A 22,022-nucleotide genomic window follows, 5' to 3' on the forward strand; every position below is an offset into this window, starting at 1 on the left:
AGCCCCGCACCAGCCCTTACGGGTTCGGTGCGGGGCTTTTCTGCGTTTACGGGCTCTTTTCCGTGGACCGGGCGGGTGCTCCCGTTTTCACCAGTCGGCGGGATAGCTCTTGAGGCTGCTCGTGTCGAGAGTCCAGCGGCCGGCGGTGACACTGTCACCGAAGGCGTAGGGGACCGTCTTGCGGTAGCGGATGCCGTCGGGCCCGTCCGAGGGGTCGCTGTGCACCGTGACGTTCTTCGTGTCTTTCCGGGGGTCCACGACGACGTAGAGCGGGACTCCCATCCGCGGGTAGTCGTGCAGCTTGTCGTGGATGCCGGTGAGGGAATTGGTGCGGGACACGACCTCCACGACCATCAGGACGTCGCGGGAGTTGACGACCTTCGCCGTGTCGTCGGTGTCGTCCTCCGAGATGACCATGAGGTCGGGGACCTTGGTCAGGCCGGTGACGGGGTCGCCCATGTTCGTGTCGTTGAGGGCCATGACCTCGGGTGTCTGGGCTTCGATCTGGCGACGCAGCCGCACGACGTTCAGGCCGTGCGGTGCCGTGGGGCTCATCATCGTGAGGAAGATCTGACCGTCGGTGGTCTGTACCTTCCACTGGTCCTCTTGGTGCTCGGCCAGCTCCGCGAGTTGCTCCGCGAAATCGTGCATGCGGCGCATCTGCTCGGGGGTGAGGTCGGCCATGGTGCCCTCCGGGTGTGTACCGGACCAGCGTATCCAGGCGGGGGCCGGCTAGAGGCGGCCCTGGGACTTCAGGGACAGGTAGGTGTCGGCCAGGGCCGGGGGGAGGGCTTCCGGGGTGGCGTCGATGACGTGGACGCCGTGGCGGGTGAGCTGGGCCGCGGTGCGGTGGCGTTGGGACTGGGTCTGGGTGGCCGCGGCGGCTTCGTACACGGCGTCCAGGGAGCCGCGGGCGGTGGCCATTTCGGCGATGTGGGGGTCCGCCACCGAGGCGACGATCACCGTGTGGCGCTGGGTGAGGCGGGGGAGGAACGGGAGCAGGCCCTCTTCGACGGGGGCCGTGTCCAGGCTTGTGAGGAGGACCACCAGGGAGCGGCGCGGGGCGCTGCGCAGGATGGTGGAGACCAGGGTGCGGGCGTCCGTTTCGACCAGGGCCGGTTCGAGGCCGGCCATGGCGTTGACGAAGGCCGGGAGGGTGTCGGCGGTCGAGCGGCCCTGGATCTGGGCCCGGGGGCGGCGGTCGTGGGCCAGCAGGTCGACGCGGTCGCCCGCGCGGGTGGCCAGGGCCGCGAGGAGCAGGGCCGCGTCCATCGAGGAGTCCAGGCGGGGGGCGTCGCCGACGCGGCCCGCCGAGGTGCGGCCGGTGTCCAGGCAGATCAGGATGTGCCGGTCGCGTTCGGGGCGCCAGGTGCGGACGGCGACCTTGGGCCGGCGGGCGGTGGCCCGCCAGTCGATGGAGCGGGTGTCGTCGCCGGGTACGTAATCGCGCAGGCTGTCGAACTCGGTGCCCTCACCGCGGGTCAGCACGCTGGTGCGGCCGTCCAGTTCGCGCAGGCGGGCGAGGCGGGACGGGAGGTGCTTGCGGCTGGTGAACGGCGGCAGGACGCGGACCGTCCAGGGGACGGTGTGCGAGCCCTGGCGGGCGAGCAGGCCGAGGGGGCCGTACGAGCGGATCGTGACGCGGTCGGCCCGGCGGTCGCCGCGCCGGGTGGGGCGCAGGCGGGTGGTCAGGCGGCGGCGTTCGCCGGCCGGGACGGTCACGGTGTGGCGGGAGGCTTCCGCTTCGGTGCCGGGCTGCCAGCTGCTGGGGGGCCAGGCGTCGCGGACGCGGGCGCGGAGGGGGCGGCCGGCGGGGTTGGCGAGGATGAGGTCGACGTCGGCCGGTTCGCCGAGGCGGGCCGAGGTGGCGCCCGAGCGGGTCAGCTTCAGGGTGCGGACGGGCGCCGCGAGGGCGTAGTCGACGCAGCAGGCCAGGGCGAGGGGGCCGCCTGCGGCGAGGATCCCCGTCCAGCTCGGTTCGAGGATGCCGACCGGGACGGCGGCGAGGGCCGCGATCAGGGCGGCGCGTCCGGTGAGGGCCATCAGCGGGGTACGGGGACGTGGGAGAGGATCGCGGTGATGACCGCGTCCGGGGTGACGCCTTCCATCTCGGCTTCCGGGCGCAGTTGGACACGGTGTCGCAGGGTCGGCAGGGCGAGGGCCTTCACGTCGTCGGGGGTGACGTAGTCGCGGCCGCTGAGCCAGGCCCAGGCGCGGGCGGTGGTCAGCAGGGCGGTCGCGCCGCGGGGGGAGACGCCGAGGGTGAGGGACGGCGATTCGCGGGTGGCGCGGCAGATGTCGACGACGTACGCGGTGATCTCGGGGGAGACGGTGGTGCGGGCGACGGCCTCGCGGGCGGCTTCGAGGTGGCGGGCGCCGGCGACCGGGCGGAGGCCGGCGGCGTGCAGGTCGCGGGGGTCGAAGCCGGCGGCGTGCCGGGTCAGGACGCCGATCTCGTCCTCGCGGGAGGGGAGGGGGACGGTGAGCTTGAGCAGGAAGCGGTCCAGCTGGGCTTCGGGGAGCGGGTACGTGCCCTCGTACTCGACCGGGTTCATGGTGGCGGCGACGAGGAAGGGCTCGGGGAGCTTGCGGGGGGTGCCGTCGACGGTGACCTGACGTTCCTCCATCGCTTCGAGGAGGGAGGACTGGGTCTTGGGGGGCGTGCGGTTGATCTCGTCGGCGAGGAGGAGGTTGGTGAAGACGGGGCCGTCCTGGAAGGAGAACTCGGCGGTCCGGGCGTCGTAGACGAGGGAGCCGGTGACGTCGCTCGGCATCAGGTCGGGGGTGAACTGGACGCGCTTGGTGTCGAGTTCGAGGGCGGCCGCGAGGGCGCGGACCAGGAGGGTCTTCGCGACGCCGGGGACGCCTTCGAGGAGGACGTGGCCGCGGCACAGGAGGGCGACGACGAGGCCGGTGACGGCGGAGTCCTGGCCGACCACGGCCTTGGCGATCTCGGTGCGGAGCGCTTCCAGCGAGGTGCGGGCGCTGTCCGTGGTGGCCGTCATGAGGTGCGGACCTCTCTTTCGAGGGCGTCGAGGTGGTCGGCGAGCGCGACGAGTGCCGCGTCGTCGGCGGGGGTGGGGCCGAAGAGGAGGGTGGTGGTGGTCGTGTCGGGGGCGTTGCCGGTGCTGAGGCGGGCGGACACGGCGGGGACCAGGGTCACGGGGTCGTGGGCCTGGCGGGCCGGTACGCCGACCAGTGCGGAGAGGCGTTCGCGGGTGGCGGCGCGCAGCACGGTCGCGGCGCGGTCGCGGGCGTCGGCCTTGCGGTAGAGGCGGGCGCGGCCCTCGGTGGCCTCGGAGGCGCGGATCGCGACGGGGAGGTCCTCGGTGACGAGGGGGCCGAGGCGGCGGGCGCGCCACAGGGCGGCGAGGACGGCGGCCACGGAGAGCTGGAGCAGGGCCCAGGCCCAGCCGGCGGGGACGAGGCCCAGGAGGCTCTGCTCGTCGGCGCCGGGGTCGGCGGGCATGTCGGCGAGGGTGGGCAGGTACCAGACCAGGTGCGGGCGGGAGCCGAGGAGTTGGAGGGCGAGGGAGGCGTTGCCCTGGTCGGCGAGGCGGTCGTTGCGCAGGAACGTTCCGGAGCCGAGGAGGACGGTGTCGCCGCCGTGGGTGGCGCCGGGGAGGACGAGGACGGTGGGGTGGCCGTCGCTGGGGTAGCAGCCGAGGGCGCCGGGGAGGTCGGTGGTGTAGCGCAGGCCGTCGCCGGTGCCGGCCCGGCCGGCGGTGTCGGCGGCGGGGAGGCCGCAGCCGGGGGCGCCGGTGGGCTGGGGGTCGAGGTCGCGCCGGTGGGCGAAGCCCTTGGTGCGGGCGGCGGGGGCCAGGCCGGGGAGGCCGGCGCTGCCGGGGGCGACGAGGACGGTCCGGCCGCCGGAGAGGTCGGCGGCGGAACGGAGGGCGCGCCGCTGGGGTTCGCCGAGCAGGTCGGGGTCGGTGACCAGCAGGGTGGTGCCGGGGCCGGCCGCGGCGGCGGCCTCGTCGGCGTTGGTGACGACGCGGCTGGTGACGCCGCGGTCCTTGAGAAGCTGGGCCAGGGCGCGGGAGCCGTCGGGGTCGGCGGAGCGGGGGTCGAGGAGGCCGTGGTGGTCGCCGGCCTGGAGCCCGGCAAGGGCGACGGCCGCGACGAGCAGGATCCCGAACGCGAGCAGGAACCCCCGGGCCCGGGCCCAGACCCGGGCGGGCACGCCGTTGCCCTGGCCGGGCGGTACGGGGGGCCGCGGGTCGGCGGCGACGGGCGTCGGGGTCGTCATGGGGTGACCTGACCGGGGGGTGGAGGGGTCGGTCCCGCTGCTGCCCTGGCCGGGCGGGGGGTACGGGGAGGCGGGGCGGGGCGCGCCGGTGCCCTGGCCGGGCGGGGGGTACGGGGAGGCGGGGCGGGGCGCGGTGAGGGCTGAGCCGGAGGCGAGCGGGGAGGCCTGGGTGCCGGTCCGCGTGCTCGGGGCTTGGCCGGGTGGGGTTCGCGGGGTCTCCGGCTGGGGCGCGCCGGTGCCGGCTGCGTCCTCGCCGGGCGGCAGGGTCTCGCTGCTGCTGCCCGGCGGGGTGTGTGCGGTGCCCGGCTGGGGCGCGCCGGTGCTGGCCGCATTCTCGCCGGGTGGCAGGGCTTCGCTGCCGTGCGGGGTGTGTGCGGTGCCCGGCTGGGGGGCGCCGGTGCTGGCCGTGTCCTCGCCGGGTGGCAGGGCTTCGCTGCTGCTGCCGTGCGGGGTGTGTGCGGTGTCCGGCTGGGGGGCGCCGGTGCTGGCCGTGTCCTCGCCGGGTGGCAGGGCCTCGCTGCCGCTGCCGCTGCCGTGCGGGGTGTGGGGGGTGCCCGGCTGGGGGGCGCTGGTGTCGGCTGCGTCCTCGCCGGGTGGCAGGGTCTCGCTGTTGCTGCCGTGCGGGGTGTGTGCGGTGTCCGGCTGGGGCGCGCCGGTGCTGGCCGCGTCTTCGCCGGGGGCGGGCGGGAGGGCCTGGCTGCCGCTGCCTTGGGCGGAGGGGGCGTGCGGGGGCCTGGGGAGGGGTGCATCGGTACGGGGTGCGCCCTCGCCGGGCGGGGAGGCCTGATCGCTGCCGCTGCTGGGCGGGGTGGGGGGTGTGCCCTCGCCGTTCGGGCAGGGGCGGCTGCCGTTGCCCTGGTCAGAGGGGGTGTGCGGGGGCTGTCGCCGGGGTGCGGCGTCGTCGGGGGTCATCGGAGGGGGGCCGGGGTCGTGTGGAGGAGGGTTTCGTCGAGGGTGCGCAGGGGGGTGTAGGTGGCGGGGGTGGCCGGGCGGCCGCCGTAGGTGACCTCGTCGAAGGCGTGGGCGGCCGCGCGCAGGGCCTCGGCGTGGGCCGGGAGGGAGGGGGCCGCTTCGGTGGCGGCCTCGTCGGCGGTGCGGCCGGGGCGGGGGTCGAGGAGGGCGCGTTCCTCCAGGGAGCGGACGAGGGCCCGCATGCGTTCCTGGACGGCTTCGGTCCAGCGGCCGGCCGCGGCGTGGGCCTCGGCGGCCGCCCGGTGTTCGGCGGCGCTGCGGGGGCCCTGGTCGAAGAGGGTGCCGGCGCCGGCGGGGGTGCGGCGGGGGGTGCCGAGCCGCCACCACAGGGCGGCGACGGCCAGGACGACCAGGAGGGCGACGGCGAGCAGGCCGAGGCCGCCGCCCGGGGTGGCTCCGGCGGCGCGGCCGAAGAAGTCGCCGATCCACTCCCAGAGGCGGTCCAGGGCGCGCTGGAGGAGCCCCGGGTCGTGCTGGTGGTAGGCGGGCTTCGACAGCTCGCGGGCGGCCGCCTCGCGGGCGGCGTCGCGCGGCGTCGTCACCGGTGGTGTCCCGTCGCGCTGCAGCAGGGCCGCCACGCCCGTGCCGATGAGTCCCCCCGTTCCCATCGCCGCGTCAGCCTCCGGTGACCGGTTCGCCGGCGGCCCGGGCGAGTTCCAGGTCCAGGGCCTCGCGCCGGATGCGCTGGTCGACGTAAAGGAGGGTGGTGACGCCGGTCTGCATCGGGACGGTGACGGCGGCGGCGATGATCGAACCGACCGAGGTGATGATCAGGAAGGTCCAGTTGGTGGCGGCGGAGCCGTCGAAGAGGGAGCTGAAGCCGCCGGGGGAGACGAGGAGGGCGAGTCCCGCGAACGGCATCACGATGATGCCGGCGGTGATCACGCGCAGGATCCACGTCAGCGTGCTGATGCCGAAGACGCGCCACCAGGAGCCGCGGACCAGTTTCGCGGAGCGCTTCAGGGCGTCGGTGACCGAGCCGCGTTCCAGCATCAGGGCGGGCGGCGCCAGCACGAAGGTCACGTAGAACCAGGCCAGCAGCACCAGTCCGACGGGGAAGCCGAGGGCGGCCACGCCGATGTTGCCGACCAGGATGCCGGGCAGGACCGGGAGGAAGGCGGCGGCCACGGCGCCCAGCAGCAGGAGGGCGATCAGGGCGAGCATGCGCCCGGCCAGCGGGCGTACGGCGTTCAGGGTGGCGGGGACGGTGGAGGAGCGGCCGAGGACGGCGCGGCTGACGACGGGCGCGAGCAGGGCCGTGACGAGGAACAGCCCGAGGGCTTCCAGGAAGTACTCGGCGCCGTAGAGGAGGGCCGTGGAGCCCAGGACGCCGGAGACCTCCTCGTCGGTGGGGGTGCGGCCGGCGGTGGTGTCGGTGGTGAGGAGGACGCTGTCCATGGTGGTGCGCTGGACGAAGAGCAGCACGGTCTGGCACAGGGCGGCGACGACGAGGCTGACGGAGAGCACGGGCCGCCAGTGGCCGCGCAGGACGCCGACCGCGCCGTCCAGGATCTCGCCGAGGCCGAGGGGGCGCAGCGGGATCACGCCGGGCTTGGCGGCGGGCGGCGGGCCGCCCCAGCCGCCGGGGCCGGCGGGGTAGCCGTAGGGCGGGGCGGGCTGCTGTCCGGGCTGGGAGGGATACGGGCCCCAGCCGGCGGGCGGCTGCGGGGGTGCCGGCGGGGCCGGGGCCGCGGCGGGGGCGGGCGCGGGCGCGGGGGCCGAGCCCGGGTTGGACCACTGGCCCGGCGGCGGCTGGGCCGCCGCCCACTTGCCGTCGCCGGCGGGCGGCGCGGCGGGCTGTGCGGCGGGCTGTGCGGCCGGCGACGTGGCGGCGGACGGCGCGTCGGCGGGCGCGGCCACCGGCTGCGCGTCGGCGGGCCGGTCGGTGTGGGAGCCCTGGCCGCCGTCGGACGGGGATCCGGGCGTGGCCCAGCCCGGAGAGTCGTTCATCGTCGCTCCTTCACGTGCACCTGCCGTGGCCGGCGCGCTGGTCGGCTGCCATCGTGCCACGGGGGATCACGGAAGGGACCGGCCGTCCCCCCGGAAGATCCCCGGCCGCTCGTCCCTTCAATTGTCGCGCGGATCCACGGCAGACTGGTCGTCCTGATCACCACGCAGGTCCGAGGGGCGATTTCCAGCCCTTTTGGCTGTGGGACAGCTCACCGCCAGGTAACGATTAGCTAATGGGATGATGTCAAGCATGAAGGGACGAGTCCTTGTCGTCGACGACGACACCGCGCTGGCCGAGATGCTCGGCATTGTGCTGCGTGGAGAAGGTTTTGAGCCGTCGTTCGTAGCGGACGGCGACAAGGCGCTGGCTGCCTTCCGGGAGGCGAAGCCGGACCTGGTCCTGCTCGACCTCATGCTGCCCGGACGGGACGGCATAGAGGTCTGCAGGCTGATCCGGGCCGAATCGGGTGTGCCGATCGTCATGCTCACCGCGAAGAGCGACACGGTCGACGTCGTGGTGGGCCTGGAGTCAGGCGCCGACGACTACATCGTGAAGCCGTTCAAGCCGAAGGAGCTGGTCGCCAGGATCCGGGCGAGGCTGCGGCGCTCCGAGGAGCCCGCGCCGGAGCAGCTGGTCATCGGTGACCTGGTCATCGACGTGGCCGGGCACTCCGTCAAGCGGGACGGCGCCGCCATCGCGCTGACCCCGCTGGAGTTCGACCTGCTGGTCGCGCTCGCACGCAAGCCCTGGCAGGTCTTCACCCGCGAGGTGCTGCTGGAGCAGGTCTGGGGCTACCGCCACGCGGCGGACACCCGCCTGGTCAACGTGCACGTGCAGCGGCTGCGCTCCAAGGTGGAGAAGGACCCGGAGCGCCCTGAGATCGTCGTGACGGTGCGTGGTGTCGGCTACAAGGCCGGACCGAGCTGACGTGCCGCCCGGCACGCCCCGGGGCGGCCCCCGTCGGGGAGCCCCGTGGGGCGGCCGGCTGCTGCGTCTCGGCAAGGACGGAGCGCCCGGCGGCCCCCTGCTGCGGCTCGTCGTACGCCTCGTACGACGGCCGCTGCTTCCGGCTGTCCGGCTGTGGCGGCGCAACATCCAGCTCCGGGTGGTCGCGGCGACGCTGCTGATGTCGCTCGCCGTCGTCCTCGCGCTGGGCTTCGTCGTCATCGCGCAGGTCAGCAAGGGTCTCCTCGACGCCAAGGAGGAGGCCGCGCAGAGCCAGGCCGCGGGCGGTTTCGCCGTCGCACAGGAGAAGGCGAACACGCCGTCCGCGGCGGACGGGGCCGACGCCGCCGACAACAAGGTCGGCCGCGACGCCAGCACCTGGATGAACTCGCTGGTCAAGCAGCTGGCCAGCGGCGGGCAGACCGCCTTCGAGGTGGTCGCGCTCGGCGCGGGCACCGGCGAGCAGGCGCCCGGCGCGCAGGGCGTCAAGGGCGCCCGCGCCTCCGGCAACGTCGATCCGACGGCGAGCGTCCCGCTGGAGCTGCGCCGTGCCGTCAACCACGCCACCGGCACCTTCAAGACCTTTTCGCAGATCAAGTACACCGCCGGGAGCGGGGAGAAGCTCCCCGAGCCCGCGCTGGTCGTCGGCAAGCGGCTCACGGACATCAACGGGGACCCGTACGACCTGTACTACCTCTTCCCGCTCACCCAGGAGGAGGAGTCCCTCAACCTCGTCAAGAGCACCATCGCGACCGCCGGCCTGTTCGTCGTGGTGCTGCTCAGCGCCATCGCCTCGCTCGTCGTGCGGCAGATCGTGACGCCCGTGCGGATGGCCGCCGGGATCGCCGAGCGGCTCTCGGCCGGCCGGCTCCAGGAGCGGATGAAGGTCACCGGCGAGGACGACATCGCCCGTCTGGGCGAAGCCTTCAACAAAATGGCGCAGAACCTCCAGAACAAGATCCAGCAGTTGGAGGAGCTCTCGCGGATGCAGCGCCGGTTCGTCTCGGACGTCTCCCACGAGCTGCGCACCCCGCTGACGACGGTCCGGATGGCCGCCGACGTCATCCACGACGCCCGCGTCGACTTCGACCCGATAACGGCCCGCTCCGCCGAACTGCTCGCCGGGCAGCTCGACCGGTTCGAGTCGCTCCTCGCCGACCTGCTGGAGATCAGCCGGTTCGACGCGGGCGCGGCCGCCCTGGAGGCGGAGCCCATCGACCTGCGGGACGTCGTACGCCGGGTCATCGACGGCGCCGAGCCGCTCGCCGAGCACAAGCGCACCCGGATCCGCGTCCTCGGGGACACCCAGCCGGTGATAGCGGAGGCCGACGCCCGCCGGGTGGAGCGGGTGCTGCGCAACCTCGTCGTCAACGCCGTCGAGCACGGCGAGGGCCGTGACGTGGTGGTGCGGCTCGCCTCGGCGGGCGGGGCCGTCGCCGTCGCCGTCCGCGACTACGGGGTCGGGCTCAAGCCCGGCGAGGCCACCCGCGTCTTCAACCGGTTCTGGCGCGCCGACCCGGCCCGGGCGCGCACCACCGGCGGTACGGGCCTCGGCCTGTCGATCGCCGTCGAGGACGCCCGGCTGCACGGCGGCTGGCTCCAGGCCTGGGGCGAGCCGGGCGGCGGCTCCCAGTTCCGCCTCACCCTGCCCCGTACCGCCGACGAGCCGCTGCGCGGATCGCCGATCCCGCTGGAGCCCGAGGACTCCCGGGGCAACCGGGCCCGGGCCGCGGCCGACGCCGCCGGGCGGGGCGAGGCCGCCGGCCGGCCGGGCGCGGGCGGCGCCGGGCACGGCGAGCGGGCCGGCCGGTCGCCGATACCGCCGAGGCCGGCCGTCACCACCGCCCAGCCGGTGCCCGCCGACCCCACGGCGCTGCCCGGCAACGGCGCCCGGGTCGTGGCCAGGCCCGCCGATCAGGGAGCAGCACAGGAGGATGGATCCGGTGGAGGACGCTGAACGCGCGTCGGCGCACGCGCGGGGCCCGCGGCGGGCCCGGCCCGTACGGGGCGCACGGCGCGGGGGGCCGCGGGGGGCCCGGGCGAGGGCGGTCGCGGCCGTGGGCGCGGTGGCGCTGCTGCTGGCCGGCTGCGCCTCCATGCCCGACCGCGGGGAGATCCGCCGGGTGGAGGCCTCGCAGGGCGTCGACTCGCAGGTGCGGGTGTTCGGCGTCCCGCCGGCCGACAAGGCCAGTCCCGCCGACATCGTCGACGGTTTCCTGGAGGCCATGACCAGCGACGACCCGCAGCTGGCGACCGCCCGCAAGTACCTCACCGAGGACGCGGCGGCGCAGTGGCGGCCCGGTTCGGCCGTCACCGTGCTCTCCGCGGGCCTGGACCGGGTGCCCGTGCACGGCGAGAAGGACCCCGAGGGGCCCCGCTGGAAGGTCACCGGCAAGATGCTCGCGACCGTCGACGAGCGCAGCGCGTACCAGCCGGAGACCGGCGGCAAGCGCTACGAGGAGTTCCTCCAGCTGGTCCAGGTGGACAAGCAGTGGCGGATCGCGACCCCGCCCAGTGGCCTCGTGCTCAGCGAGTCCGATTTCCAGCGCATCTACAAGCCGGTGAACAAGTACTACTTCGCGGGCGGCAAGCTCGTCGCCGACCCGGTGTACGTGCGCCAGCGCAGCGATCCCGACACGCGGATGGACCCGACGACGCAGACGGTGCAGTCGCTGCTCGCCGGTCCGTCCAAGTGGCTCGGGCCGGTCGTCTCCACCGCCTTCCCGACCGGTGCGGCCCTGCGCGTGGGCACCAAGTCCCTCTCGTACGACGGCCAGAACACGCTGCGCGTGCCGCTGAACAAGGAGGGCGTCAACGTCGGGCAGCCGCAGTGCGAGAAGATGGCGACCCAGATCCTGTACACGGTGCGGGATCTGACGGCCTCCCGGCTGGACCGGGTCGAACTGCTGCGCACCGACGGCAGGTCCTCGCTGTGCTGGGTGACCGGTTCGGCCGCGGCGGCGCTCGCCAACCGGCCGCCGACGCCCGAGCACCAGTACTACGTGGACAAGGACTACAAGCTGGTGCGGATGGTCCTCGACGTCAACGCCGAGGAGCAGCAGCAGGACAAGCCGGAGCCGGCGCCGGGGCCGCTGGCCACCGCCGCCGCGTTCAAGGTGGGTGCGGCGGCCGTGACGTACGACGAGAAGCGGGCCGCGGTCGTCTCCGACGACGGGCACGGGCTGTACGTGGTGACGCTGACGACGGCCGGGCAGATGCCGCAGCCGCTGCTGAGCAGCAAGTCGGGCAGACTGATCGCGCCGAGCTGGGACGCGCAGGGCGACCTGTGGACGGCGGACCTCGACCCGCAGGGACAGGGCCTGTACCGGATCCCGGGCGGGACGGGGGCGCCGCAGAAGGTGGACGTCGCCGGGCTGGACGGCGGGAAGATCACCGCGTTGAAGGCCTCGCCGGACGGGGTGCGGATCGCGCTGATCGTGGAGCGGGAGGGCGGGCGCAAGAACCTGTACCTGGGGCGGATCGAGCGGCCCGAGGGCAAGGGGGACGCGACGCCGGTGTCGGTGCGGGAGCTGCGGCCGGCCGCGCCGCAGATGGCGGAGGTCACCGCGATCAGCTGGGCGCCGCGCGGCCGGCTGCTGGTCGTGGGCCGGGAGAGCGGCGGCGTCGACCAGGCCCGCTACATGCTGGCCGACGGGTCGATGGTCGCGGCGAGCCTGCCGGGGGCGACCGGGCTGAGCGCGATCGCCGCGACGGAGGACGAGGCGAAGCCGGTGGTGGCCGCCTCCAGTGAGGACGGCATCGTGTGGCTGCCGCCGGGGGCGCAGTGGCGCACGGTGGCGGCGGGTGGCCGGGCACCGGTCTACCCGGGCTGACGGCCGGCCGCCCCGGTTGTCCACAGGGGTCGCGGCTGCGGCCGCCGCCCGGCAGGCTGGAGGCATGCGGGGGTGGTGGCAGGAGCTGGCCGGGCTGGTGCTGCCGTCCGACTGCGCGGGCTGCGGGGCCGCGCGGTGTGTGCTGTGCGCGGACTGCCGGGGCGCGCTCGGCGGCGCCCGGGCCGGGCAGGTGCGTCCCGTGGCGCGCCGGGCCGGGCCGGCGGGGCTGCCCGCGGTGTGGGCGGGCGCCCGGTACGAGGGGGCCGTACGGGCCGTCGTACTGGCCCACAAGGAGCGCGGGGCGCTCCCGCTGGCGGGCCCCCTCGCCGCGGCCCTGGCCGCGGCGGTGCTCCGGGCCGAGGAGGCCGGCCGGGCCGGCGGGGCGGGGGAGGTGGCGCTGGTTCCCGTACCCTCCGCGCGGCCCACGCTGCGGGCGCGCGGGCACGATCCGGCGCGCCGGGTCGCCCTGGCGGCCGCGGGGCGGCTGCGCGGGGCCGGTACGGCGGCGCGGGTGGCGCCGGTGCTGCGGCTGCGGCGGCGGGTCGCCGACCAGGCGGGGCTGGGGGCCCGGCAGCGGCTGGAGAACCTGGCGGGGGCCCTGGAGGTGCGCCCCGGCGGGGTCCGGCTGGTCGCGGGGGCGCGGATCGTACTGGTGGACGACGTCATCACCACCGGGGCCACGCTCGCGGAGGCGGCGCGGGCGCTGCGCGCGGCGGGTCTGCGGGTCGGGGCGGCGGCCGTGGTGGCGGCGCCGCCGGGTTCGTTCCTTCGTGCGGAACCGGCCGCCACGCGTACGGGGCGAAAGACCGGTGAATAGATTTGGAACTGCGGGGGAATGCGCATCGTTGCAGGTAGTAAGAGGGAACAGAAACCTGAGCGGAGGTACGTTCCGGCAGCGGGTGCCGACAACCGGCATAGAGGGATATGTTCGGTTGTGAGGACTTCGTGTCAGTGCCCGTTCAGGGGGTTCTCTCTACTCCGAAGTCGGTGGGATGTAGATCTTGCCGATGGGGGAGGAGGAGGTGAAAGTCGCCAAGTCCGAGGCTCCGGTGTTCACCGGAGCCTGGTGCGAAAGGGAGACGCTTCGCCGCTGGCGGTGGGGCTCTCCGGGAACGGAGTTCTGCGTGGACATCGTCGTCAAGGGCCGCAAGACCGAAGTGCCCGAGCGGTTCCGCAAGCACGTGGCCGCGAAGCTGAATCCCGAGCGGATCCAGAAGCTCGACGCCAAGGTGATCAGCTTGGACGTCGAGGTGTCCAAGGAGCACAACCCGCGGCAGGCCGACCGGTGCGACCGCGTGGAGATCACCCTGCGTTCGCGGGGCCCGGTGATCCGGGCCGAGGCCGCCGCCGCCGACCCGTACGCGGCGCTCGACCTCGCCCAGGACAAGCTGGAGGCCCGGCTGCGCAAGCAGCACGACAAGCGCTTCACCCGCCGTGGTAGCGGCCGGATCTCGGCGGCCGAGGTCGCCGACGTGGTGCCGGGCGTCGCCTCGCTCAACGCGAACGGCGAGCCGGTCTCCGAGGAGCAGGGGGAGGGGGTTCCGACCACCCGGATCGGACCGCTGGAAGTGCAGGGTGAAGGCCCGCTGATCGTCCGCGAGAAGACCCACTCGGCCGGGCCCATGTCGCTCGACCAGGCGCTGTACGAGATGGAACTGGTCGGACACGACTTCTATCTGTTCGTCGACTCCGACACCAAGATGCCCAGCGTCGTCTACCGCCGTCACGCCTACGACTACGGCGTCGTCCACCTGAACGCCGACGGCGCCTCCAGCTCGGACGAGCCGGCCGCCGGCGCCGGTGGCGCGCTGGGCGGCTGACCGTCCTCCCGTTGCCCCTGCGGAACGCCGACCGGGCGATCCGCAGGGGCACCTGTGTGACGTGCTGTGGCCGGAACCCCGCGGGATGTGGCCGGTTCTGCCCGGGAGTTCGGCGGGTTCCGGCCGGGAGCGGCCGGGGAGTGGCTCGTATGGGTCGCACGGCCGCCGACGAGCCCCCTCGCCGGTATCCGGGCATGGAATCATGGCGGGCAGTCAACCGGTGGCGGACCCCGTGGGGTTGACCCGGCAACTCGGCACATGCAGGGGGAGGAACGATGGCGGACAGCTTCGGGCCGGTGCGCGGTGACGACGGCGCGGGCTGTCGCGCGGCGGACCCGTCGGACCCGGCGCGCCGGGCGGACCGGGCGGATCGGGCGGACGGTGTCGCGCCGGTGGATCCGGCGGCCGATCCGGCCGGGGAGCCCATCCGGGTGCTCGTGGTCGACGACCACGCCCTGTTCCGGCGCGGGCTGGAGATCGTCCTCGCCCAGGAGGAGGACATCCAGGTCGTCGGTGAGGCCGGGGACGGGGCGGAGGCGGTGGACAAGGCCGCCGACCTGCTGCCGGACATCGTGCTGATGGACGTGCGGATGCCCCGGCGCGGCGGTATCGAGGCCTGCACCTCGATCAAGGAGGTGGCGCCCTCCGCGAAGATCATCATGCTGACGATCAGCGACGAGGAGGCGGACCTCTACGAGGCGATCAAGGCGGGCGCGACCGGCTACCTGCTCAAGGAGATCTCCACGGACGAGGTCGCGACCGCGATCCGCGCCGTCGCGGACGGGCAGTCGCAGATCAGCCCGTCGATGGCGTCGAAGCTGCTGACCGAGTTCAAGTCGATGATCCAGCGCACCGACGAGCGCAGGCTGGTCCCGGCGCCGCGGCTGACCGACCGCGAGCTGGAGGTGCTGAAGCTGGTGGCGACCGGGATGAACAACCGGGACATCGCCAAGCAGTTGTTCATCTCCGAGAACACCGTCAAGAACCATGTGCGCAACATCCTGGAGAAGCTCCAGCTGCACTCGCGCATGGAGGCGGTCGTCTACGCGATGCGCGAGAAGATCCTCGAAATCCGCTAGTTCCCCCGGAATCCGCCGGCCCCCCGGCCCGGCTAGAGGGCCTTCAGTTCCGCCGTGACCGCCGCGGCCTCGGCGGGCGTGGTGGCGCGCTCGACGCGGACGGCGTCGCAGCCCACCCACTCGGCGGCCTCCCGCAGGGCCCGCGCCATCGCGGCGGCGGCCTTCGGGGTGGTCAGCGAGAGCTGGCGGGCCACCAGGGTGGTGCCCTCGCGGCCCGGGTCGACCCGGCCCTGGAGCAGCCCGCCGGCCAGCAGCGGCATCGCGAAGTACCCGTGGATCCGCTGGGGCTTGGGGACGTACGCCTCCAGCTTGTGGGAGAAGCCGAAGATCCGCTCCGTACGCGGCCGGTCCCAGACCAGGGAGTCGAACGGCGAGAGCAGGGTGGTGCGGTGGCGGCCCCGGGGGGCCGTGGCCAGGGCCGCCGGGTCCGCCCAGGCCGCTTTCGCCCAGCCCTCGACCGCGACCGGCACCAGTCCGGAGTCCGCGAGCACGGCGTCGACCTGGTCCCCCTTGAGCCGGTGGTAGTCGGCGAGGTCGGCGCGGGTGGCGACGCCCAGGGACCGGCCCGCGAGCACGACCAGCCGGCGCAGGCACTCGCGGTCGTCGAGGTCGTCGTGGAGCAGGGCGCCGGGCACCGCCCGCTCGGCCAGGTCGTAGACCCGCTTCCAGCCGCGCCGCTCGGTGCAGACCACGTCACCGGTGTCCAGCAGCCACTCCACCGCGATCTTGGTTTCGGACCAGTCCCACCACGGGCCGCCGTTCTTCGCGCCGCCCAGTTCGGTCGAGGTCAGCGGGCCCTCGGCGGTCAGCCGGTCCAGGACCAGGCGGCAGGAGCCCTCCCGGTCGCGCATCTTGTGCCAGCGATAGCCGTGTGCCCGCTTGACGCGGCGGCGGAAGGCGAAGTGGGGCCACTCCTCGATCGGCAGTACGCACGCCGCGTGCGACCAGTACTCGAAGGCGTGGCGGTCCGTCCAGTACGCCCGCTCGACCGCCGTCCGGCCGACCGCGCCGAGGCGTGCGTACGGGACCAGTTCGTGCGAGCGCGCCAGGACGGAGATGGTGTCCAGCTGGACGGCGCCCAGCCGGCGCAGGAGGCCGCGGACACCGCCCTTGCGGTCCGGGGCGCCGAGGAAGCCCTGGGCGCGCAGGGCGATGCGGCGGGCCTCGTCGGCGGACAGGGAGAGCGTCGGCTGCGGCAGGCTGCTGGTCATGGCCGCAGCCTAGGTCCCGGCACTGACAGCGGGCGGGTGGGGCAGGTAGGGGAGGGCGGAGGGCAGGCCCAGATCGGAGGGGAGCAGGGCGCCGATCCAGCAGTCGCGGACGGTGCCGGCCCGGTGCAGGCCGGCCCGCAGCAGGCCCTCGACGCGGAAGCCGGCCTTCTCGGCGACGGCGCGCGAGCCCTCGTTGCCGGCTTCGGCGCGCCATTCGAGGCGGGCGGCGCCGAGCGCGGTGAAGGCCCAGCGGGCGACGGCGCCCAGGGCCTCGGTCATGTAGCCGTGGCCGCGGTGCTCCCTGGTGGCCCAGTACCCGACCTCGTACTCGTCCTCGCCGCGGACGTGGACGCCGATCGCCGCGACGAGCGGGCCGCCGGGGCCCAGCCGTACGGCGAAGCTGTACGCGGTGTCCTCGCGCCAGCCGGCGGGGACCAGCTCGCTCACGAAGGCCCTGGCGTGGGCGCGCTCGTAGGGGGAGGGGACCATCGTCCAGCGCTGGATGTCCGGGTCCTGGGCGGCGGCGTACACCTCGTCCTCGTCCGACGGGGCGAAGGGGCGCAGGTCCAGCCGTCCGGTGCGCAGTGTGGTGGGTTCCATCCACGGATTGTGGACGCGCGGGAGGGCGGGCGGCGAGGAGTTTTCCCTTCCCCCGGCACCTTCGGCCCTGCCCACACGTTCTCATTCCGGGCGCCCGTGCCCCGCGGATACGGCGGACCTCCCGACGTGACCACGTCCTCGCTTACGATGGCCGTTGCGGTGGGGCCCACCTGCCGTGCCCGGTTACGAACAGTGCCCAGGCCCGACCGGCAAGGAGACAAACCTCGGTGTCCGTCTTCAACAAGCTCATGCGTGCAGGCGAAGGCAAGATCCTGCGCAAACTGCACCGCATCGCGGACCAGGTCAACTCCATCGAAGAGGACTTCGTCAACCTCTCCGACGCCGAGTTGCGCGCGCTCACGGACGAGTACAAGCAGCGGTACCAGGACGGCGAGAGCCTGGACGACCTGCTGCCCGAGGCCTTCGCGACCGTGCGCGAGGCCGCGAAGCGGGTCCTCGGCCAGCGTCACTACGACGTGCAGATCATGGGCGGCGCGGCCCTGCACCTGGGGTACGTGGCGGAGATGAAGACCGGTGAGGGCAAGACCCTCGTCGGTACCCTCCCCGCGTACCTGAACGCGCTGTCGGGCAAGGGCGTCCACCTGATCACGGTGAACGACTACCTGGCCGAGCGCGACTCGGAGATGATGGGCCGCGTCCACAAGTTCCTGGGGCTGGACGTCGGCTGCATCCTGGCGAACATGTCGCCGGCCCAGCGCCGGGAGCAGTACAGCTGCGACATCACGTACGGGACGAACAACGAGTTCGGCTTCGACTACCTGCGCGACAACATGGCGTGGTCGCAGGACGAGCTGGTGCAGCGCGGCCACAACTTCGCCGTGGTCGACGAGGTCGACTCGATCCTCGTCGACGAGGCCCGTACGCCGCTGATCATCTCCGGTCCGGCCGACCAGGCCACCAAGTGGTACGCCGACTTCGCCAAGCTGGTCACCCGGCTGACCAAGGGCGAGGCGGGCCAGCCGCTCAAGGGCATCGAGGAGACCGGCGACTACGAGGTCGACGAGAAGAAGCGCACGGTCGCCATCCACGAGGCCGGTGTCGCGAAGGTCGAGGACTGGCTCGGCATCGAGAACCTGTACGAGTCGGTGAACACCCCCCTCGTCGGTTACCTCAACAACGCGATCAAGGCCAAGGAACTCTTCAAGGCCGACAAGGACTACGTCGTCATCGACGGCGAGGTCATGATCGTCGACGAGCACACGGGCCGTATCCTCGCGGGCCGCCGCTACAACGAGGGCATGCACCAGGCGATCGAGGCGAAGGAGGGGGTGGACATCAAGGACGAGAACCAGACCCTCGCCACGATCACCCTGCAGAACTTCTTCCGCCTGTACACGAAGCTGTCGGGCATGACCGGTACGGCCATGACCGAGGCCGCCGAGTTCCACCAGATCTACAAGCTGGGCGTCGTGCCGATCCCGACGAACCGCGCGATGGTCCGCAAGGACCAGGCGGACCTGATCTACCGCACCGAGGTCGCGAAGTTCGCCGCGGTCGTCGACGACATCGCGGAGAAGCACGAGAAGGGCCAGCCGATCCTCGTCGGTACGACGTCGGTCGAGAAGTCCGAGTACCTCTCGCAGCAGCTCTCCAAGCGGGGCATCCCGCACGAGGTGCTGAACGCGAAGCAGCACGAGCGCGAGGCCTCGATCGTCGCCCAGGCCGGCCGCCGCGGCGCGGTCACCGTCGCCACGAACATGGCCGGCCGCGGTACCGACATCAAGCTCGGCGGCAACCCGGACGACCTCGCCGAGGCGGAGCTGCGCCAGCGCGGCCTGGACCCGGAGGAGCACATCGAGGAGTGGGCGCAGGCCCTGCCCGAGGCGCTGCGCCGTGCGGAGGCGGCCGTGAAGGCCGAGTTCGAAGAGGTCAAGGACCTCGGCGGGCTGTACGTGCTGGGCACCGAGCGGCACGAGTCGCGCCGTATCGACAACCAGCTGCGCGGCCGTTCCGGCCGTCAGGGCGACCCGGGCGAGTCCCGTTTCTACCTGTCGCTCGGCGACGACCTGATGCGTCTGTTCAAGGCGCAGATGGTCGAGCGGGTCATGGCGATGGCGAACGTGCCGGACGACGTGCCGATCGAGAACAAGATGGTGACGCGCGCGATCGCGTCCGCCCAGTCGCAGGTCGAGACGCAGAACTTCGAGACGCGCAAGAACGTCCTGAAGTACGACGAGGTCCTCAACAGCCAGCGCGAGGTCATCTACGGGGAGCGCCGCCGCGTCCTGGAGGGGGAGGACCTGCACGAGCAGGTCGTCTTCTTCATGGACGACACGATCGACGCGTACATCGCGGCCGAGACGGTCGAGGGCTTCGCCGAGGAGTGGGACCTGGACCGGCTGTGGGGTGCCTTCCGGCAGCTCTACCCGATCAAGGTGACGGTGGAGGAGCTGGAGGAGGCCGCCGGCGACCGTGCGGGCATCACGGCCGAGTTCATCGCGGAGTCCGTCAAGGACGACATCCACGAGCAGTACGCGGCGCGCGAGAAGGCGCTCGGTTCCGACGTCATGCGCGAGCTGGAGCGGCGTGTGGTGCTGTCGGTGCTGGACCGCAAGTGGCGTGAGCACCTGTACGAGATGGACTACCTCCAGGAGGGCATCGGCCTGCGGGCGATGGCCCAGAAGGACCCGCTGGTCGAGTACCAGCGCGAGGGCTTCGACATGTTCAACGCCATGATGGAGGGCATCAAGGAGGAGTCCGTCGGCTACCTGTTCAACCTGGAGGTCCAGGTCGAGCAGCAGGTCGAGGAGGTTCCGGTGCAGGCGGCGGCGCCGTCTCTGGAGAAGGAGCCGGTGGCCGCGATGCGGCCGGAGATCCGGGCCAAGGGGCTGGACGCTCCGCAGCGGCCGGACCGGCTGCACTTCTCCGCGCCGTCGGTGGACGGGGAGGGCGGGGTCGTCGAGGGCGAGTTCGACGCGGAGGGTTCCGTCGGCGGAGACGGGATGACGCGGGCGGAGCGGCGCAAGGCGCAGAAGGCCTCCGGCGGGCGTCGGCGCAAGAAGTAGCCCCCGCTCACGGGAAGACCGCTTCGGCCGGGGCCGGGCACCTTGAGGGTGTCCGGCCCCGGCCGTTGTGCTGCGCGGGCGCGGTGCGGGTGCGGCGCCGTTGCGGGGGCTCCGCCCCCGGACCCCCGCGCCTCGAACGCCGGCGGGGCTGGGGATGTGGGCGTTGGCGGGGCTGGGAGGTGGGAGGCGCCCTCGGCCCCCGGGCCTCACGCGTCGGTGCGGCCGGGTTCGTGGTGGATGGGCCGGATGGGTGACGGAGGGTCGCCTATCGGGGGGTGGGCGGGTGGGGGTGGGCGTGTGCCCCGGGGGTGTGGGGCGTGGGTTCGGGGGCTGGGGGGTGGGGGTGGCTCACTCGGATAGGTGGTGTGCCTAAGGGGCGGTGCGGGCGCGGGTGGTGATTGCGGAGGGTTTTGCGGGGCCCTAGAACGGTCACACCGAGTTACCGGACCGTAGGGGGAATCACCATGAACGAGGCCAGCGGCACCGCCCGGACCCGGCCCGCCGGGCGGCGGGATCAGCGGGGGCCCGGGCGGGCGGGGCGGCGGGGCGGGCCGCACGACTGGTTCGCGGAGCGGCTGCTGGCGGTGGTGAGCGGGCAGCGGCCCGTGCATTCGCTGCTGGGGTTCACCGTGGGGGCCGCGTACGAGCAGCTGGCCGGCCTGGCGCCGGTCAGCCCCTCGCCGGGCCGGCCGCGGCCCGTGCTGCGCCACTGCGGGCGCTTCCACCCCCGCCCCGGGGTCATCGAGGCCTTCGCCCGGGTCGCCACCGGCGACCGGGTCTCCGCGATGGCGTTCCGCCTGGAGCAGGGCCCCGACCTGCGCTGGCGCTGTGCGGCGGTGGAGATCCGGGGGCCGCGCACCCGGGGGGATTCGGCGTCCGGGGCGGCGGTCGTATCCTGAGGGCGTTTCCGACTACCGAAAGCAGCCGGCCATGCGCGTGTACGTCCCCCTGACACTCCCCGGTCTCGCCGAGGCGCACAAGGCGGGCGAGCTGGGGCCCGCCCCGCTCCGCGCCTACGCCGTGACGCCCGGGCTGCGGGAGTGGTACGTCTCGGACGACATCGAGGAGCTGGAGTACGCCGCCCTCGGCCGGGCCGCGGCCGCTTCCCTGCGGCTGCTCGCCGCCGACGCGGACGCCCCGCGCCGCCGGGTCGTCGTCGCGCTCGACGTCGACGACAAGGCCGCCACCGCCACCCCCGGCGTCGAGGAGGCCACCCTCGGCCAGGTCGCCCTCGCCGCCGCCGTACGGCTCGCGGTGGCCGCCGCCGTGCACGTCGACGCCGGTGACGCCGAGGCGGACGTCGCCGCGGCCGCCGCCGCGCTGGAGGCCGCGGACGCCGGTGACGACGACGCGCGATTCACCGTCGACGGCGCCGAGGACCACGAGCTGCTCTGGTACGGGGTGCAGGAGATCCCGGGGCTGCTGAAATGACCGGCCCCGGTGCCCACCTCGTGTGGGACTGGAACGGCACGCTGCTGCACGACATCGACGCCGTCGTCCTCGCGACCAACGCCTCCTTCGCCGAGCTGGGCTTCGCCCCGATCACCCTGGAGCGGTACCGCGAGCTGTACGTCGTACCGGTGCCGAAGTTCTACGAGCGCCTCATGGGCCGGCTGCCCACCGAGGAGGAGTGGCTCGTCATGGACGAGGCGTTCCACCGCCACTACTGGGCCGCCGCCGGCAGCGCGGCCCTCGCCGAGGGTGTGCGCGAGCTGCTGAGCGGCTGGCAGACCGAGGGGCTCACCCAGTCCCTCCTGTCCCTCGCGCCCCACGAGAAGCTGGTGCCGCTGGTGCGTACGCACGGCATCGACCGGCACTTCCTGCGCGTCGACGGCCGTACCGGGCCCTCCCACACCTCCAAGGCGGGACATCTCGTACGCCATATGGCCGCCATGGAGTCCGCCGGAGTGACCCCCGGAAGGACGATCCTCATCGGAGACGCCGTGGACGACGCGCTCGCCGCCGCGCACGTCGGAGCCCGCGCGGTGCTGTACACGGGCGGTTCGCACAGCCGCGCCAGTCTGGAATCGGCCGGGGTCCCGGTGGTGGACACGCTGGCCGACGCCGTCGCCGCAGCTCGCGAGATGGCCGGATAGCGCCACCCGGCACGACCGGATGGCCACGTCGCTGGCCAGAGTGTCCAGGTTTCCCCCCGGGATTTGTACAGATGCTGTCAATGACGACCGGGGGGTGGGGCGAGATAGCCTTGTACCCGTGATCAGCGCGATAGTCCTCGGGGGCACGGACGCCCCCGGCCCGCGCCCGGCGCACCTCCGTGCCCGGGCCGTCGCTGGTCCCCGCCGCCGGGACGTCCGCCAGCCCATGGCCGAATCCCT

18 protein-coding genes are annotated in these 22,022 nt (G+C 73.7%); 10 read left to right on the forward strand and 8 right to left on the reverse strand.

What is annotated here, in order from left to right; translation table 11 throughout:
* Positions 1–87: 87 nt before the first annotated feature.
* Genes ACZ6ZT_RS31315 through ACZ6ZT_RS31340 form a run of 6 tightly spaced genes read right to left on the reverse strand, consistent with a single transcriptional unit; the run spans position 88 to position 7,171 of the window.
* On the reverse strand, positions 88–684 hold the full coding sequence (locus ACZ6ZT_RS31315) for a Uma2 family endonuclease (protein WP_469723567.1): 597 nt from the start codon (positions 682–684) through the stop codon (positions 88–90).
* A 48-nt stretch (positions 685–732) separates the two neighbouring features.
* A complete protein-coding gene (locus tag ACZ6ZT_RS31320) occupies positions 733–2,043 on the reverse strand; it encodes a DUF58 domain-containing protein (protein WP_469723568.1) in 1,311 nt (436 codons plus the stop codon).
* Positions 2,043–3,005: an AAA family ATPase gene (locus ACZ6ZT_RS31325; RefSeq protein ID WP_469723569.1), complete on the reverse strand. Its 963-nt coding sequence runs from the start codon at positions 3,003–3,005 to the stop codon at positions 2,043–2,045. Before ACZ6ZT_RS31325 ends, ACZ6ZT_RS31320 begins: the two co-directional genes overlap by 1 nt.
* Positions 3,002–5,161 carry a DUF4350 domain-containing protein gene (locus ACZ6ZT_RS31330; protein ID WP_469723570.1) on the reverse strand — a complete coding sequence of 720 codons (2,160 nt, stop codon included), beginning with the start codon at positions 5,159–5,161 and terminating at the stop codon, positions 3,002–3,004. The genes ACZ6ZT_RS31325 and ACZ6ZT_RS31330 overlap by 4 nt, the downstream gene beginning before the upstream one ends.
* Positions 5,158–5,829, reverse strand: a complete 672-nt coding sequence (locus ACZ6ZT_RS31335) for a DUF4129 domain-containing protein (RefSeq protein ID WP_469723571.1) — start codon at positions 5,827–5,829, stop codon at positions 5,158–5,160. Before ACZ6ZT_RS31335 ends, ACZ6ZT_RS31330 begins: the two co-directional genes overlap by 4 nt.
* Positions 5,830–5,836: 7 nt before the next feature.
* Entirely contained in the window at positions 5,837–7,171 is a 1,335-nt protein-coding gene (locus ACZ6ZT_RS31340) for a DUF7847 domain-containing protein (protein WP_469723572.1), read from the reverse strand.
* 238 nt (positions 7,172–7,409) lie between these two features.
* Between ACZ6ZT_RS31340 and mtrA the strand changes: the two genes are divergently transcribed.
* From mtrA to ACZ6ZT_RS31370, 6 genes are all read left to right on the forward strand, one after another.
* The gene (mtrA, locus tag ACZ6ZT_RS31345) at positions 7,410–8,099 is read left to right on the forward strand and encodes a two-component system response regulator MtrA (RefSeq protein ID WP_351826892.1); all 690 of its coding nucleotides are present in this window, start codon (positions 7,410–7,412) and stop codon (positions 8,097–8,099) included.
* A gap of 97 nt (positions 8,100–8,196) precedes the next feature.
* Complete coding sequence (gene mtrB, locus ACZ6ZT_RS31350; protein ID WP_469723632.1) at positions 8,197–10,074, forward strand: MtrAB system histidine kinase MtrB; 1,878 nt, start codon at positions 8,197–8,199, stop codon at positions 10,072–10,074.
* A gap of 100 nt (positions 10,075–10,174) precedes the next feature.
* Complete coding sequence (locus ACZ6ZT_RS31355; RefSeq protein ID WP_469723573.1) at positions 10,175–11,950, forward strand: LpqB family beta-propeller domain-containing protein; 1,776 nt, start codon at positions 10,175–10,177, stop codon at positions 11,948–11,950.
* 64 nt (positions 11,951–12,014) lie between these two features.
* A complete protein-coding gene (locus ACZ6ZT_RS31360; protein ID WP_469723574.1) occupies positions 12,015–12,767 on the forward strand; it encodes a ComF family protein in 753 nt (250 codons plus the stop codon).
* A 307-nt stretch (positions 12,768–13,074) separates the two neighbouring features.
* Complete coding sequence (hpf, locus tag ACZ6ZT_RS31365; protein WP_469723575.1) at positions 13,075–13,770, forward strand: ribosome hibernation-promoting factor, HPF/YfiA family; 696 nt, start codon at positions 13,075–13,077, stop codon at positions 13,768–13,770.
* A 275-nt stretch (positions 13,771–14,045) separates the two neighbouring features.
* On the forward strand, positions 14,046–14,849 hold the full coding sequence (locus tag ACZ6ZT_RS31370) for a response regulator (RefSeq protein WP_469723576.1): 804 nt from the start codon (positions 14,046–14,048) through the stop codon (positions 14,847–14,849).
* A 32-nt stretch (positions 14,850–14,881) separates the two neighbouring features.
* Here ACZ6ZT_RS31370 and ACZ6ZT_RS31375 read toward each other — a convergent pair whose 3' ends face one another.
* Positions 14,882–16,060 (reverse strand): winged helix-turn-helix domain-containing protein, encoded by a 1,179-nt coding sequence (locus tag ACZ6ZT_RS31375; protein WP_469723577.1) that lies wholly within the window; start codon positions 16,058–16,060, stop codon positions 14,882–14,884.
* Between the two features lie 9 nt (positions 16,061–16,069).
* Positions 16,070–16,660, reverse strand: coding sequence for a GNAT family N-acetyltransferase (locus ACZ6ZT_RS31380; RefSeq protein ID WP_469723578.1), 591 nt, complete (start codon positions 16,658–16,660; stop codon positions 16,070–16,072).
* 227 nt (positions 16,661–16,887) lie between these two features.
* Between ACZ6ZT_RS31380 and secA the strand changes: the two genes are divergently transcribed.
* The 4 genes from secA to ACZ6ZT_RS31400 all read left to right on the forward strand — a co-directional run bounded on the left by secA (position 16,888) and on the right by ACZ6ZT_RS31400 (position 21,782).
* Positions 16,888–19,686 carry a preprotein translocase subunit SecA gene (gene secA / locus ACZ6ZT_RS31385; RefSeq protein WP_469723579.1) on the forward strand — a complete coding sequence of 933 codons (2,799 nt, stop codon included), beginning with the start codon at positions 16,888–16,890 and terminating at the stop codon, positions 19,684–19,686.
* Between the two features lie 464 nt (positions 19,687–20,150).
* Positions 20,151–20,585, forward strand: coding sequence for an Rv3235 family protein (locus tag ACZ6ZT_RS31390; RefSeq protein ID WP_469723580.1), 435 nt, complete (start codon positions 20,151–20,153; stop codon positions 20,583–20,585).
* A gap of 31 nt (positions 20,586–20,616) precedes the next feature.
* The gene (locus ACZ6ZT_RS31395; RefSeq protein WP_469723581.1) at positions 20,617–21,117 is read left to right on the forward strand and encodes a DUF6912 family protein; all 501 of its coding nucleotides are present in this window, start codon (positions 20,617–20,619) and stop codon (positions 21,115–21,117) included.
* The gene (locus ACZ6ZT_RS31400; RefSeq protein WP_469723582.1) at positions 21,114–21,782 is read left to right on the forward strand and encodes an HAD family hydrolase; all 669 of its coding nucleotides are present in this window, start codon (positions 21,114–21,116) and stop codon (positions 21,780–21,782) included. Before ACZ6ZT_RS31395 ends, ACZ6ZT_RS31400 begins: the two co-directional genes overlap by 4 nt.
* The last annotated feature ends 240 nt before the right edge of the window (positions 21,783–22,022 follow it).

The organism is Streptomyces sp. NPDC102258, from assembly GCF_055584685.1.

What these genes read in the sequence shown, in the direction of transcription:
- ACZ6ZT_RS31315 (WP_469723567.1), bottom strand. Translation starts at nt 684, where the DNA reads ATGGCCGACCTCACCCCCGAGCAGATGCGCCGCATGCACGATTTCGCG.
- ACZ6ZT_RS31320 (WP_469723568.1), bottom strand. Translation starts at nt 2,043, where the DNA reads ATGGCCCTCACCGGACGCGCCGCCCTGATCGCGGCCCTCGCCGCCGTC.
- ACZ6ZT_RS31325 (WP_469723569.1), bottom strand. Translation starts at nt 3,005, where the DNA reads ATGACGGCCACCACGGACAGCGCCCGCACCTCGCTGGAAGCGCTCCGC.
- ACZ6ZT_RS31330 (WP_469723570.1), bottom strand. Translation starts at nt 5,161, where the DNA reads ATGACCCCCGACGACGCCGCACCCCGGCGACAGCCCCCGCACACCCCC.
- ACZ6ZT_RS31335 (WP_469723571.1), bottom strand. Translation starts at nt 5,829, where the DNA reads ATGGGAACGGGGGGACTCATCGGCACGGGCGTGGCGGCCCTGCTGCAG.
- ACZ6ZT_RS31340 (WP_469723572.1), bottom strand. Translation starts at nt 7,171, where the DNA reads ATGAACGACTCTCCGGGCTGGGCCACGCCCGGATCCCCGTCCGACGGC.
- mtrA (WP_351826892.1), top strand. Translation starts at nt 7,410, where the DNA reads ATGATGTCAAGCATGAAGGGACGAGTCCTTGTCGTCGACGACGACACC.
- ACZ6ZT_RS31360 (WP_469723574.1), top strand. Translation starts at nt 12,015, where the DNA reads ATGCGGGGGTGGTGGCAGGAGCTGGCCGGGCTGGTGCTGCCGTCCGAC.
- ACZ6ZT_RS31370 (WP_469723576.1), top strand. Translation starts at nt 14,046, where the DNA reads ATGGCGGACAGCTTCGGGCCGGTGCGCGGTGACGACGGCGCGGGCTGT.
- ACZ6ZT_RS31375 (WP_469723577.1), bottom strand. Translation starts at nt 16,060, where the DNA reads ATGACCAGCAGCCTGCCGCAGCCGACGCTCTCCCTGTCCGCCGACGAG.
- ACZ6ZT_RS31380 (WP_469723578.1), bottom strand. Translation starts at nt 16,660, where the DNA reads ATGGAACCCACCACACTGCGCACCGGACGGCTGGACCTGCGCCCCTTC.
- ACZ6ZT_RS31390 (WP_469723580.1), top strand. Translation starts at nt 20,151, where the DNA reads ATGAACGAGGCCAGCGGCACCGCCCGGACCCGGCCCGCCGGGCGGCGG.
- ACZ6ZT_RS31395 (WP_469723581.1), top strand. Translation starts at nt 20,617, where the DNA reads ATGCGCGTGTACGTCCCCCTGACACTCCCCGGTCTCGCCGAGGCGCAC.
- ACZ6ZT_RS31400 (WP_469723582.1), top strand. Translation starts at nt 21,114, where the DNA reads ATGACCGGCCCCGGTGCCCACCTCGTGTGGGACTGGAACGGCACGCTG.